10 protein-coding genes and 3 pseudogenes are annotated in these 12,887 nt (G+C 63.4%); 4 read left to right on the forward strand and 9 right to left on the reverse strand.

Translation table 11 applies throughout. The features are described from left to right. Nucleotides 1-376, reverse strand: a pseudogene (locus tag ABNX41_RS15650) (IS5 family transposase); the annotation flags it as partial. Between the two features lie 77 nt (nt 377-453). Between ABNX41_RS15650 and ABNX41_RS15655 the strand changes: the two are divergent. Both ABNX41_RS15655 and ABNX41_RS15660 read left to right on the forward strand, forming a co-directional pair. Then, nucleotides 454-1,302, forward strand: a pseudogene (locus ABNX41_RS15655) (IS5 family transposase). Nucleotides 1,303-1,439: 137 nt separating this feature from the next. After that, the gene (locus ABNX41_RS15660) at nt 1,440-1,607 is read left to right on the forward strand and encodes a hypothetical protein (protein WP_438670665.1); all 168 of its coding nucleotides are present in this window, start codon (nt 1,440-1,442) and stop codon (nt 1,605-1,607) included. A 333-nt stretch (nt 1,608-1,940) separates the two neighbouring features. On the opposite strand, the gene ABNX41_RS15665 is transcribed toward ABNX41_RS15660, so the two are convergent. The 7 genes from ABNX41_RS15665 to ABNX41_RS15695 form a co-directional block, all read right to left on the reverse strand. Continuing rightward, nucleotides 1,941-3,947: a CocE/NonD family hydrolase gene (locus tag ABNX41_RS15665; RefSeq protein WP_438670666.1), complete on the reverse strand. Its 2,007-nt coding sequence runs from the start codon at nt 3,945-3,947 to the stop codon at nt 1,941-1,943. A 34-nt stretch (nt 3,948-3,981) separates the two neighbouring features. Further along, a complete protein-coding gene (locus ABNX41_RS15670; protein ID WP_438670667.1) occupies nt 3,982-5,259 on the reverse strand; it encodes an MFS transporter in 1,278 nt (425 codons plus the stop codon). Between the two features lie 140 nt (nt 5,260-5,399). Further along, the gene (locus tag ABNX41_RS15675; protein ID WP_438670668.1) at nt 5,400-6,959 is read right to left on the reverse strand and encodes an ABC transporter substrate-binding protein; all 1,560 of its coding nucleotides are present in this window, start codon (nt 6,957-6,959) and stop codon (nt 5,400-5,402) included. A 1-nt stretch (nt 6,960) separates the two neighbouring features. After that, complete coding sequence (locus tag ABNX41_RS15680; RefSeq protein ID WP_438670669.1) at nt 6,961-8,010, reverse strand: ABC transporter ATP-binding protein; 1,050 nt, start codon at nt 8,008-8,010, stop codon at nt 6,961-6,963. Further along, nucleotides 8,007-8,978 carry an ABC transporter ATP-binding protein gene (locus ABNX41_RS15685; protein WP_438670670.1) on the reverse strand — a complete coding sequence of 324 codons (972 nt, stop codon included), beginning with the start codon at nt 8,976-8,978 and terminating at the stop codon, nt 8,007-8,009. The genes ABNX41_RS15680 and ABNX41_RS15685 overlap by 4 nt, the downstream gene beginning before the upstream one ends. Further along, nucleotides 8,975-9,868 carry an ABC transporter permease gene (locus ABNX41_RS15690; RefSeq protein WP_438670671.1) on the reverse strand — a complete coding sequence of 298 codons (894 nt, stop codon included), beginning with the start codon at nt 9,866-9,868 and terminating at the stop codon, nt 8,975-8,977. The genes ABNX41_RS15685 and ABNX41_RS15690 overlap by 4 nt, the downstream gene beginning before the upstream one ends. 1 nt (nt 9,869) lies before the next feature. Then, nucleotides 9,870-10,814: an ABC transporter permease gene (locus tag ABNX41_RS15695; RefSeq protein WP_438670672.1), complete on the reverse strand. Its 945-nt coding sequence runs from the start codon at nt 10,812-10,814 to the stop codon at nt 9,870-9,872. 144 nt (nt 10,815-10,958) lie between these two features. Between ABNX41_RS15695 and ABNX41_RS15700 the strand changes: the two genes are divergently transcribed. Next, a complete protein-coding gene (locus ABNX41_RS15700; RefSeq protein WP_438670673.1) occupies nt 10,959-11,783 on the forward strand; it encodes a GntR family transcriptional regulator in 825 nt (274 codons plus the stop codon). Nucleotides 11,784-12,047: 264 nt separating this feature from the next. Then, the gene (locus ABNX41_RS15705) at nt 12,048-12,776 is read left to right on the forward strand and encodes a plasmid recombination protein (protein ID WP_438670674.1); all 729 of its coding nucleotides are present in this window, start codon (nt 12,048-12,050) and stop codon (nt 12,774-12,776) included. Here the strand turns inward: ABNX41_RS15705 and ABNX41_RS15710 are convergent. Next, nucleotides 12,694-12,870 (reverse strand): annotated as a pseudogene (locus ABNX41_RS15710) (integrase core domain-containing protein); the annotation flags it as partial. The gene ABNX41_RS15705 and the pseudogene ABNX41_RS15710 sit on opposite strands and share 83 nt — an antisense overlap. Between the last annotated feature and the right edge of the window lie 17 nt (nt 12,871-12,887).

Raw genomic sequence — 12,887 nt, forward strand, 5'->3', positions numbered from 1 at the left:
GTGTTCATCCCGCCCTTCGTGCGCCCGATCAGCCTGCCGCGCCCCCCTTTTTTACCCGCAGGCTTGAAGCCGTGCGATGGGCTTTCAGGTAAGTCGCATCGATCATGATGGTCTTCTCGTCAGCCGCTTCGGCAGCCAGACCGTCCATCATCCGAGCGAAGACGCCCTTGTCGCTCCATCGTTTCCAACGGTTGTAAAGGGTCTTGGGCGGGCCATACTCCTTGGGCGCATCGCACCACCGCAACCCATTGCGATTGATGAAGATTATGCCGCTCAGAACGCGACGATCATCGACGCGCGGCATGCCATGGCTCCTCGGAAAAAAGGGCTGGAGCCGGGCCATCTGCGCGTCTGTAAGCCAGAATAGATTGCTCATCCACCAGTCTCCTTGCGGAGGCTGAATCACGCCGAAAGCGGAAGATCAATGGGTCCTGACCCTAGGAGACCCTTCTGATGAGCAATCTATTCTGGCTTACAGACGCGCAGATGGCCCGGCTCCAGCCCTTTTTTCCGAGGAGCCATGGCATGCCGCGCGTCGATGATCGTCGCGTTCTGAGCGGCATAATCTTCATCAATCGCAATGGGTTGCGGTGGTGCGATGCGCCCAAGGAGTATGGCCCGCCCAAGACCCTTTACAACCGTTGGAAACGATGGAGCGACAAGGGCGTCTTCGCTCGGATGATGGACGGTCTGGCTGCCGAAGCAGCTGTTCCGAAGACGGTGATGATCGATGTGAGCAGGCGAACGCCATGCGTTCGAGTGAGCCTGCGCAAGTACCTGAAAGCCCATCGCACGGCGACCAGCCTGCGGTCGAAAAAGGGGGGGCAGGCGACCAAAGGGGCCGTCTGATCGGCCGCACGAAAGGCGGCATGAACACCAAGCTGCACGCCGTCACCGACGCCGAGGGTCGCCCGATCCGCGTTTTCGGGGGAATTGGTCCCCCGGACCAATTCCTGATCCCTCAAACTCATGACCGCAGGTCAGGTCGGCGACTACACGGGAGCGGCTGCGCTCCTGAGCAGCCTGCCTTCGGCGGACTGGCTGCTTGCAGACCGGGGTTATGATGCCGACTGGTTCAGGGAAGCGTTGAAAGACAAAGGGATAAAGCCCTGCATTCCTGGGCGGAAGTCGCGTGGCAAGCCCATCAGGCACGACAAGCGCCGCTACAAACGCCGCAACAGGATCGAGATCATGTTCGGGCGCCTGAAGGATTGGCGAAGGGTTGCCACCCGCTACGACCGGTCACCGAAGGTCTTTCTGTCCGCTATCGCCCTCGCCGCTATCGTCATGTTCTGGCTATGACCCGAGAACGAGTCCTGACCCTAGCACCTCCTGAATCATGCTAAAGATCCACAATCAATAGGTCCTGACCCTAACTCAAACCGGATTAGGCAGAGGGGGAAACGTCAAAAGCCATCGAAGCGTCCAGTATAGCGGTGATGTATCTGGGAGAGATCGCCGAGTTGCAGGAAAGCGCCGCGCTGTTCGAAGCGCCGCTGCATCCCTGTATCCTCTACATGATGACCCAGGGCAAAGGCATTTGCGAAGACAATCCGACCGTTTTCCCCGAGATCGGCAGGCTCTTTTTAAAGCGGCTGCTTTCCTGATCTCTCCTGATCTCTCCTGCTTTCGTGCTGCAGCGATTGCTGGCAGCAGTTGATCTCTGTGAAGCCTGCTTCGGCAGCGGGCCTGACGCTTGCCGGTCTGCGGGTCTTTCAGGAAGGTCTGACGGTTCCAGATCAACTAGCCGATATAGAGTTCTTTGTTCCGCATCCCGGTGCCGCGCTTCGGATCGTCGTGGAAGGGGGAATGTATTCCATTTCGCCCTACCATGAGGACCGGGAACGCCCTCGCGGTTCAGCAGGCCGACGATCCTGGTCTGGGATTATCCATCGGGATGGGCGCCCCTTTCCTGCGCAAGCGGCGCCCAAGCCGGTAGGTCAGTAGTCGATGCGGTGCAGCCAGTTCCGCGCGAATACCTTGTCCTCGCCCTCGAAGGCCTCGTATTGCGAGGCCAGAACCATCTTGCCGTCTTCCCACCAGACCTCGGAGCTGGTTTCAAGCCGCACCTTCCAATTCAGGTTATCGCGGGCATAGTGCTGGACCGAGAAAAAACGGGCTCGCGCCGAGGCGCCGTCATGCGGCATCACCGAATAACTGTGGCCGCCGTTGCCGCCCATGACCTGACCATCCAGCTCCCATATCGCACGTTGCGAGGTCGAGATCAGTTCGACTTTGCCCCCGGCAAGATCCTGATGGATCGTTCTGCTGATCGCGCCGGGAACCAGAACGTTTGAGGGAACCGGGCAGGCGTGGATGGCCGGGCCGAACTCCGGTTGGTCATGGCTTGCTTCGGGGGGCATTCCGGGCAGCGAGAACCGCATCGAGCCGGGCTCCAGCGTGATTGCATTCAGCTTCGGTTCCGGCCAGACTAGCGGCCAGTAGCTGGTCGAGAGTGCCAGCCTGATCCGACGGCCAGGGCCGAACTCATGCGCCACGCCCTTCATCGGGATGGTGACTTGGTGCATCTCGCCCGCAGCGATGCCTGCGGGACGGGCCAGTCGGCGTATCGCATAGGTCACGCGGCCCGAGAGCCCGTCTTCCCAGACCTCGTTCAGGCGCAGGACGATCAGCGCATGGTCGCCCTCGAAGGCCAGCCGCATCGTCAGGGCCGGAATGCCGACCAGATGGAAGGGCGCGGTCAACGGCGTGGTCTCGAAACACAATGACAGCCCGTCATCAAGCCGCGCGTCGCCGGCAAATTCCGGGCCGTTGCCGCCGCCGTCCAGCGGGCACCATTCGCCCCCCTGGGTGCCAAGAAACAGCGGGCTGTCGATCACGATCCGGTCCTCGACCGGGCCGGGGGCGGCGGCAAGGCGGCGGTCATCGGCGTAGAGCACCTGTTCCGGCGCGGCGGGCGGCCAGGCGGGCAGGCCGATCCAACGGCCCTCGATCTCGGGCGCGCGGGTATCGGGTTTGGGATCCTTGCCCAGCCACAGGGTCAGCTGCGGCTCGTCCATGATGCCGGTGTCCTCGTCCATCAGCCAGTGACGCCACCAGCGCATCGCCTCTTGCAGGAAGCCGATCTGTGGCCCGGGCTGACCCCACGTCGGATACATATGGGTCCAAGGGCCGATCAGAGCCTTTTTCGGCACCGAGAGGTTTTCCATCAACCGCAGGATCGGATCGGTATAGCCATCTACCCAGCCACCCACGGCCCAGACCGCGCACTGGATGTCATCGTAATTCTCGCAGACCGAGCCGTGCTTCCAGAAGTCGTCATAGGTCGTGTGCTGCATCCAGGTGGCCAGCGGTGGCTCCTTGATCCCCTCCAGACGGTTCAGCCAAAGATCGCGCCAGCGCCCGCCCACATGTTTGGGGTCGGGCGGTCGACCAAGCTGCGCAAAGAGGCCGCTGCCCCATTGCATGCCGTCCGACAGCATCGCACCGCCCATGTAATGCACGTCGTCGGTATAGCGGTTGTCGGTCGAGCAGGCGGTGATGATGCATTTCAGCGCCGGGGGGCGGCGGGCGGCGATCTGCAGGCCCGCGAACCCGCCCCATGAAATGCCGATCAGCCCGACGTTGCCGTTACACCACTCCTGTCTGGCGAACCAGGCGATGACCTCGCAGGCGTCGTCCTGTTCCTGTTTCAGATATTCATCATGCAAAAGCCCGTCGGAATTGCCCGAGCCACGGATGTCGACCCGTGCCGCAGCAATACCCTGTTCGGCGAAATAGCCATGCATCATGCTGTCGGCCAGCGCGGTGCCGTCGCTTTGCCGATAGGGGATCCATTCCAGCACCAGCGGCACCTTTGCCGCCAAGGGTTTTTCGGGCAGCCAGAGGCGGGCGTGCAGGATCGTGCCATCGGTAAGCGGGATGGTGATCTGCTGAAACGGAGCTGGGGTCTCGCCGGTAACGCTGACGGAATAGTTCTGCATCATTCATCCTTTCAGAAAGTCTTGCGGCAGGGGGCGGTCAGGCCCGTGTCGTCGAAGCGGTTTGGGGATCGGCACCGGACAGATCCGGTCCGGGGTGGAGATGGCGATGCCAGGCGACCAGCAGGGCCGTGGCAGAACAGATTGTTCCCCCCAGCACGAAGACGGCGGACAGACCGATCCAGGCGGCCAGCCACCCCGCGATCAGCGAGCCGATCGGCACCGTCCCCAGCATCATCATCGAGTAGAGCGCCATGACCCGGCCGCGATATCCGGGGGGTGCGAAATGCTGCAGCAGGGTGTTCGAGGCCAGGTTCTGCGACAGGATCGCAAAGCCCATCGGAAGGGCGAGAAAGGCGGTCAGCCCGACGCTGGTCGAAAGCCCCATGCCGATCAAAACCAGCCCTAACAGGAAAGCGGACCACACCGGCCAGATCTGCATGCTCTTCAGCCGGTCGGCAAAGGTCAGCATCAGACCGGCAGTCATCGAACCGATGCCGGTGATGCTCATCAACAGACCGGCAAGGCTGGCATCGGCCTTCAGCATCTGGTCGGCCAGAACCGGCAGGAACGAGAAATAAGGCACAGAGGTCAGCGAACAGATCCCGACAAGGATCAGGATGCGCGCAACCTCGACATGGCTGCGGGCGAAGGCCAGACCGCTGCGCATGTCGTCGAGGAAGCGGCCACGGCTGCGCGGTTCGGGCGCGCGCAGCTTCATCGTGGCCACGACATAGATCGCCGGCAGCAGGGCCAGCGCCTTGATGATGAAGGCCCAGCCCTCGCCGGCCCAGGCGGCGACGACACCGCCGATGGCGGGACCGATCAGCCGGGCGGTGTTGAACAGCAGGGAATTCAGCGCCAGCGCATTGCGCAGATCCCCGGCCGGGACCAGTTCGGCCACCAGCGCCTGCCGCGTCGGGCTTTCAAAAGCGGCGATGATGCCGATGGCCGGGGTCAGGATCAGCATGGCGGCGACGGTGATGTTGTCGGTGATCGCCAGCACGGCAAGCGTGCAAATCAGCACGAAGTTGGTGCAAATCAGGCCAAGCAGCAGCTTGCGCCGGTCCACCCGGTCAACCAGCGTGCCGGTCAGCGGCCCCAGCAGGAAGGTCGGCCCCAGATCGCACAGGGCAAGCACGCCCAGCATGACGGGCGAGGCGCTCAGCCGCCACATCAGCCAGCCAAGCGCGATGCTGTGAACCCATGTCCCCACGACCAGAGGCACCTGTGCAAGGAAATAGCGTCGGTAGGCTGGTTCGTTCAACGCGCGGAACGCGCGGCGCCAGCGGTGCATGGCAGGGGCAGAGGTGGACAAGACGATCTCCTGCCGGCGCGCGGGTCAGGCTGGCCGGTTTGTGCATTCGGAAGTCACGGCCGGGCGCAAGCGGCGCGCCCGGCACGTCTGGTCGGTTCGGGCCGGACGACATGTGCGTCACGGCCAGACATGCGAGCCGTTCAGACTGCGCTGAAGTCGCGCAGCAGCGCCCATTGCGCATCGGCGCTGTAGGCGGCCTTGATGCCGGGCTTCGAGATCCAGGCGTTCACGCCATGCATCAGGAAGACGTAGGCCCCGGTTTCCTCCAACTGGTTCTGCAGATCGACATAGGTCGCAGCGCGGGCCGCCTCGTCGCTGTTCTCGGCAGCCGCTGCATTCGTGGCGTCCCATTCGGCCAAACAGGTGCGCTGGAAATTCCAGTCGCCGACCTGTGCGCAGGTGAACCATTCGGTGACCCAACTGGGGTCCGGTGCCGTGGTAAAGGTCGAGAAGAACAGCTGGATTTCCTTGTAGCTGCCGCCCTCATTGTCCTGCTGCTGCGCGGTCAGGGTGGCGCCGTCCATCGCCCGGATCTCCAGCGTGACGCCGACGGCCGCCAGCTGCGCCTGAATCACCTGCGCCGCGATCATCATGTCGGGATCGCCGTTGAACGTCAGGGTCAGGCTCAGCGCAGGCACCCCGGCCTCGGCCAGCAGCGCCTTTGCCGCCTCGGGGTCATAGCCGTAAAGGTTCGCCTCGCGCGCGCCCAGAAGCGGCGGCGGGATCAGGCCATGCGCTGGGGTGACGGCCTCGCCGAAGGTGCCTTCGACGACCTCCTGGGTGTTGATCGCATGTTGGATTGCGCGACGGATGCGCAGATCCTGCATCACCTCGTTCTCGATGTTCATCCCCAGCCAGGTGTAGGCCAGCGCCGGTTTCACGATCAGGCTGTCGGCCGCCGGATCGCGAACCGGGATCGAGTTCACGGCAATCTGCGTGACATCGATATCGCCCGCATCGAATGCTGTCTCAGCCGAGATCAGATCGGTCAGCGGCAACAGACGGATTTCGTCGAAATAGGGCTGCGGGCCGACCCATCCGGGATTGCGCACCAGCCGGATCAACTCGCGCGGGCGCCATTCTGCCAGTTGATAGGGGCCCGAGGAGGCCAGCGGATCGGTGTCGATCACCGGCTTGCTGCTTGCCGCCATCGCCGCCTTCGACAGGATCAGCCCCGAGGCATGTGGCAGGGTCGAGGTGAACAGCGGCGCAAAGGGACGTTTCAGGTGGATGATGCCGCTGTAGGTGCCCGTCACCTCGATCGAGTCGAGCGCGGCCCAGTCCGAGCCATAGACCGCCTCGACTGCCGGATCGAGGAAGCGCTCGTATGAGAATTTCACGTCCTCGGCCGTCATCTCGCCATGGCCGCCGGTGAACTGGATGCCGGGGCGCAGGGTGAATTTCACATTCAGCGGATCGCTGTCGTCGATGGATTCGGCGGCGTCCAGTTCCCAGCCCCATTCGTCGCCCGACTTGTAGCGGACAAGGCCCGAGAAGATCGCGAACATCACCGTCTCGTCATACCAGCCCCCGCGGGTGGCAGGATCGAGGCGGCGGATATCGCCGTCGTTGCGGATCTTCAGAACCTTGCCTTCCTGCGCGAAGGCCTCGCCCGACAAAAACCCCGCAGCGGGAACCGAAAGGCCGGCCGCGCCAAGGAATTGCATGAGCCTGCGGCGGCTCAGGGGAAGTCCGGTCATGTCAATGCTCCACTATTGGGGTGTTCGTTGTTGTATTTCGAGACGCCGCCAGCAGGTCTTCGGCGCGGTGGCAAGTCACAAGGCGGCCACGCGACAGGCTGCGCTGTTCGGGCGCGGCGACACGGCAGAGGTCGGTGGCAAGCGGACAGCGGGTGTGAAACTCGCAACCTTGCGGCCGACGGGTCAGGCTGGGAACCTCGCCCTTCAGCGGCGGCTGTGTCTGCCCGAACCGGTCGCGTGCGCCCAGAAGCGCCCGGGTATAGGGATGCGCGGGACGAGCGAAAAGCTCGGTCGTGGGGCCGGATTCGACGATCCGACCAAGATACATGATAGCGATACGGTCGGTGACATGCCGCGCCACCGCAAGGTTGTGTGTGATCATCAGGAAGCTGATGCCCAGCCTGGCCTGCAGGTCGTTCAACAGGTTCAGCAACTCACCCTGAACCGAGAGGTCGAGCCCCGCGGTCGGCTCGTCGGCGATGACAAGCGCGGGATTCATCGCCAAGGCTCGCGCCACCGTCGCCCGTCGCGCCTGACCACCCGAAACCTCGTGCGGATATCGGTCGGCAAAACCCTCGGTCAGGCCGACCTGCGCCAAAAGCTCCACTGCCTTTAATCGCCGGTCGCCTTGCAGGGCGCTGTGGATGACCAGCGGTTCTGTGACCGACTGACCAAGCCGCATCCGGGGGTTCAATGCCGCCACCGGATCCTGGAACATCAACCCGACGCCCCGGCGCATCCGTTCCCATATGCGCGCGCCCGACATTGAGGCCGCATCTTGGTCGATGCGGATGGTGCCGGATGAGATCGGGGTCAGCCCCACTGCCGCACGGCCCAACGTGGTCTTGCCTGATCCGCTTTCACCGATCAGGCCGAGGGTTTCGCCCCGTCCGACGCGCAGGCTGGTGCCGGGCAGCACCACCACCTCGCGCGGGCCACCGGCCAGACGGCTGAGGGCGGATCCAGCAGGATAGCGGACCTGAAGGTCGTTGATCTCCAGAAGCGCCGTCTGAGGCGGAGTTGCGGCTGTGACGGGGGTTTCAAGGGTCATGCCGTTGCCTCGATCAGGTGGCAGGCGGCCGCACGTCCGGGGGCGACCGGCAGGCGCGGGGGTTTTTCGGTCTGGCAGACGGCACGGGCGGCAGGACAGCGCGGCGCGAAGATGCAGCCCGGCGGCAGGGCACCGGGGGGTGGAACGACGCCGGGGATGGTCGGCAGGTTGCGGCTAGGTTCCTCGATCCCCGCAGGATCGCAGGCCAAGAGCGCGCGGGTATAGGGATGGCGCGGATCGGCGAAAACCTGATCGACCGGTCCGGCCTCGACCAGTTCGCCCGCATAGAGCACGGCCATCTTGTCGCACAGCCGACGGACAACGCCCATGTCATGGGTGATGAAGACCACCGCGCCCTCGATCTGTGCGCGCGCGGCGCGGATCAGTTCGATGATCTGGTCTTCGGTCGTCGCATCCAGTGCGGTCGTGGGTTCGTCCGCGATCAACAGGCGGGGGTTGACCAGCAGCGCAGCGGCGATCGCCACGCGCTGACGGATACCGCCCGACAGTTGGTGCGGAAACTGTTTCATGCGGATGTCGGGATCCGACAATCCGACGCGGGCCAGCATCTCGACCGCGCGCCGCCAGCGTGCGGTGGCGTTCAGGTCGGTGCGCCAGTGCTGGAACTCGACCAGTTGTCGGCCGATCCGCACCACCGGGTTCAGCGAGGTGAAAGGATCTTGCGCGATGGTCGCGATCTTTGCCCCCCGCAGACGGCGCTGCGCGCGCGCATCCATCGCCGCCATGTCCTGCCCATCGAACTGCACCTGTCCAACCGTCGTTGCCTGACGCGGCAGCAGGCCCGCCATGGCGGCGGCAAGGCTGGACTTGCCCGAACCGCTTTCACCGACCAGGCCGAGCGTCTCGCCCTGCCGGACATCAAGCGTCACATTACGGACGGCCAGCGGCGCGCGGGGGTCTGGACTGTAGCGGATACCGACATCCCTCAGCGACAGAACAGCGGTCATTTGCGCCTCCGGCTTGCGCGGGGATCCAGAGCGTCCCGCAGGATCTCGCCAAAGAAGGTAAAGGCGATGGTGGTCAGGATGATCGGCAGCCCGGCGGTCAGGGCGATATGCGGCGCCTGACGCAGATAGGCATAGCCCTCGGACAGCATGGTTCCCCAGCTTGATTCCGGTGGCTGGACACCCTGGCCCAGAAACGATAGCCCGGATTCGATACCGATCACTGCCGGGATATCCATAGCGATCAGCACCAGAAGCGGGCCGATCAGGTTGGGCAGCATATGGCTGACCGCGATACGCAGGCGCGAAGCCCCCATGGCTCTTGCCGCCACCACATAATCGGCACTGCGCAGCACGAAAGCCTGATTGCGCACCACGCGGAAATAACCCGGCGCCATCGAGATGGTGATGATGGCGACCAGAATCGCCATCGACGGCCCGTAGATCGACACCAGCGCCAGCGCGAACAGCACCAAAGGCAACGCCTTCAGCGAATCGTTGATCAGCACCAGAAGGCTGTCGAGCCATTTCGGCCCCAGGGCCGAAGCCAGCCCCAGCACCAGCCCGACCGAAAGCGCGCCGAAGGTGCCGGTGATTGCCACTTTCAGCGCCGTGCGCGTGCCGAAGATCAACCGGCTGAGCACGTCGCGGCCCAGTTGGTCGGTGCCAAGCCAATGGGCGCCACCGGGGCCCTGCATCCGAAAGCGCGGTGCGATGGCATTCGGCTCATAGGGGGCGATCCAGGGCGCGAAGATCGCAAGGACCACCAGAAACAGTATGAAGCCCAGCGACAGCGCCCCCACCGGGTTACGCAGGATCATCCGCAGATGGCCGATGACGGGGGACAGCGCGCGTTGCAGGGCCGCAGGCCGGGAGAGCGCCGTATCAGACATGTCAGCCCTCCTTTGCGACGCGGGGATCGAGCACGGCGATCGCGGCATCAGCAAGGAAGTTCGCCGTGACATAAAGCCCGGTCGTCACCACCACCGAACCAAAGAGGACGGGGAAGTTCCGGCTGATCACGGCGTCATAGGCCAAGGCACCAAGGCCCGGACGGGCGAAGACCACCTCGACCAGCACGGCGCCGGACAGAAGGTTGCCCATGCCGACACCGATCACCGACAGCACCGGCACCACCGCGATGGGAAGGGCGAAGCGCAGCGCGATCTTCATGTCCGAGACGCCGAAGGCGCGATAGGTTCGGACGTGGTTCTCGGCCAGAACCTCCAGCATCGAAACCCGCACCAGCCGCGCGATATAGCCGACCCAGGCGATGCCGACCGCCAGCGCCGGCAGCACCAGATGCCGCGCCTGGCCAAGGAAGTCTCCCGGCTCGCCCGCACCGATGGCGGGAAACCAGCCCAGGGTGACCGAGAACAGCATCAGCGCATAGATCGCCATCAGAAAGGCCGGCAGGGCAACGACACTGGTCGAGATCACGCCGACAGCCCGGTCGATCAGAGTGTTCGGCCGCAGCGCCGAGATCACGCCGAGCGGCAGGCCGATGACCGCAGCCCAGCCCAGCCCCACGACAGCCAGCATCACCGTGCGCGGCAGCGCCGCCAGGACCAGATCGGCAACCGGGCGCTGGCTGATCAGATCGACGCCCATGTCGCCGCTCAGCAGCAGACCCAGATAGTTCAGTGCCTGAACGATCAGCGGATCGTCCAGCCCCATGCGTTCGCGGAAGGCGACCTTCTGCGCTTCGGATGCACGCGGCCCAAGCGCGATGGTCGCAGGATCGCCAGGAACCGCGTAGACGAGGCAGAACAGGATCAGCAGGGCGATCGCCAGAACCAGAATGCCCAGCATAAAGCGTCTGAACAGGTAGCTTGCCACGGCGTGCGACCTCCTTTGATACTTCCTGTAATATATCACCAAGGATATTGGCAGTTTGGGAAGAGGCTTCTACACTCGGCCCAGGTAATTGACGGGTTTCGCACCGGAACTGCCTATAATTTGGTCTTATATGAGGGGGGTGTCGTGATTATTGGCGCCAGAGCAATTTCAGCAGCCTTCTGCCCCGACATGGCCGGGACAGGAATCGCCGAACCGAGCAAAACACCTTCTCTGACGACGCAGGCTTATGAAACCATCCGGCAGCGGATCCTGACCTGCGAGATGTCGCCCGGACTGGCCTTCACCGAATCCGACCTGTCGACCGACATGCAGATGAGCAAGACGCCGATCCGTGAGGCGCTGTTGCGGTTGCAGGTCGAGGGGCTGGTCGAAACCATCCCGCGGCGCGGCTATGTCGTAACGGCCCTGCACGTGGCCGACATCAATGATGTTTTCGACTTCCGCGTGATGATCGAGGGGACTTGCGCCGAAATCGCCGCGCAAAGGGCTACGCCCGAAGATCTGGTGCGGCTGGACGGGCTGGCCCAACGCTCATCCGCCGCCTATGATAAGATCGTTGATCCCGACCTGAAACTGCTGCAGGAACAGGCGCTGCTGAACAACGCCTTCCATGAGGCGGTTGCCATCGCAACCGGGAACTTCCGGCTGCACCGCAGCTCGGTTCAGATCATTCGGGAATACGAACGGTTCTTCTTTCTGGAGTGGCGGTCAGAGCTGCTTTACCCCCCGGATCACAAAGACCATTGCGAGATCAGCCGACTGATTGCGGCAGGCGACGCCGCTGCCGCAGGCGATGCGATGCGCGCGCATGTCGAGGGCGCGCGCTCGACGCTGCTGGCCACCATCGGGCGGGTTCCGATGCGTGCAACCCTGGGACAGGTTTCAGGCCCGGCGCGCTCTTCAGAGGAGCCGATGCGCGGCAATCGGATGGCGCGTCGGGGCGAATGACCGCATCGGCCTGCCCATCCGGGGATCGGACCGGCACCCAATTCGGAAGACAACGGAAAATGGCTGCCACCCGGATCGCGGGCACACGATCCGGCCGTGCCGCAGTCACGAAAGCTTGAAATCTTGATTGCGTCCGGTAATTTCTAGCCCGGGACGGGAGGGAATATCCGTGATGAGAAGCCGTCTAAATCCCCGTTCGACCTGTGCCGGGATTTTCGGGTCTGTCGCCGATCATGAAGGGACCAGAGATCTGCGAGGCCCATCATGTCCGTCCATACTCAATTTGACAATGCTCAACCTGTCACCGGATTGGAATATCTGATCGTCCTACGGTTTACGGGCCTTCACCCCAATGATCTCGGTCGGTTCGGGATGCACGACAAAAGGCAGGGCGGCGATCTTTCCCATGTTGATAGCGCTCTGTCCGATCTCAATGAAGAATTGCTGGCAGGTCCGAGATGGAAGGATGTGATTCAGGCCGAGGTCAGGGAGGCCAGCCAGAGCAATCTCACCGAACATCTTCGGGCCCTGACGGCAAAATCCCGCAAGAAGGAAGCAAGGGCCGTCGAGACAGCCGGTCTTGTCGATCCCTGGCAACGCAGCAAAGGTGGTCCTCTTCGCGAAGGTATCCTGACCGTCAGCAAGGAATGGTTCGGCGGAACGGGCCATAATGGCTGGGATCCGAAGAAAGTCGCACGTTTCAGGAAAGCGGCCATGGCTTTCCTGAAACGGCATTTCCCCGATGGTCAGCTTCGCTATGCCAGCGCCCATGCCGACGAGGAAGCATATCACATCCATTTCGTGGTGGCGGTCTGGCGCGAGCGAACCACCGCGAACCGGGGAAGGCAGATCCGTCTTCAGGCCTCGATGAACCCCTGGAGTGCCCCCACTGATTGTTCCGGTTTGAATGTTAGTGCATTGTCGGTCTCTGGTCCATTTGCACGAAGGCCTCTGGGGCTGGTGGCCTGTAATTCAGAGCGCTGTGCGGCCTGACGGTGTTGTAGTGCCGTCGCCACCTTTCGATCAGGATCTGTGCCTCGCGCAGGGTGTGGAAGACTTCGCCGTTGAGCATTTCGTCCCGGAACCGACGGAGAGTGTCCGATC

It is taken from the genome of Pseudogemmobacter sonorensis (assembly GCF_042762395.1).
Taxonomy (GTDB): Bacteria; Pseudomonadota; Alphaproteobacteria; order Rhodobacterales; family Rhodobacteraceae; genus Pseudogemmobacter; species Pseudogemmobacter sonorensis.

Coding starts and splice junctions, on each gene's coding strand:
- ABNX41_RS15660 (WP_438670665.1), top strand. CDS start 1,440: ATGTATCTGGGAGAGATCGCCGAGTTGCAGGAAAGCGCCGCGCTGTTC.
- ABNX41_RS15690 (WP_438670671.1), bottom strand. CDS start 9,868: ATGTCTGATACGGCGCTCTCCCGGCCTGCGGCCCTGCAACGCGCGCTG.
- ABNX41_RS15685 (WP_438670670.1), bottom strand. CDS start 8,978: ATGACCGCTGTTCTGTCGCTGAGGGATGTCGGTATCCGCTACAGTCCA.
- ABNX41_RS15665 (WP_438670666.1), bottom strand. CDS start 3,947: ATGATGCAGAACTATTCCGTCAGCGTTACCGGCGAGACCCCAGCTCCG.
- ABNX41_RS15680 (WP_438670669.1), bottom strand. CDS start 8,010: ATGACCCTTGAAACCCCCGTCACAGCCGCAACTCCGCCTCAGACGGCG.
- ABNX41_RS15705 (WP_438670674.1), top strand. CDS start 12,048: ATGTCCGTCCATACTCAATTTGACAATGCTCAACCTGTCACCGGATTG.
- ABNX41_RS15675 (WP_438670668.1), bottom strand. CDS start 6,959: ATGACCGGACTTCCCCTGAGCCGCCGCAGGCTCATGCAATTCCTTGGC.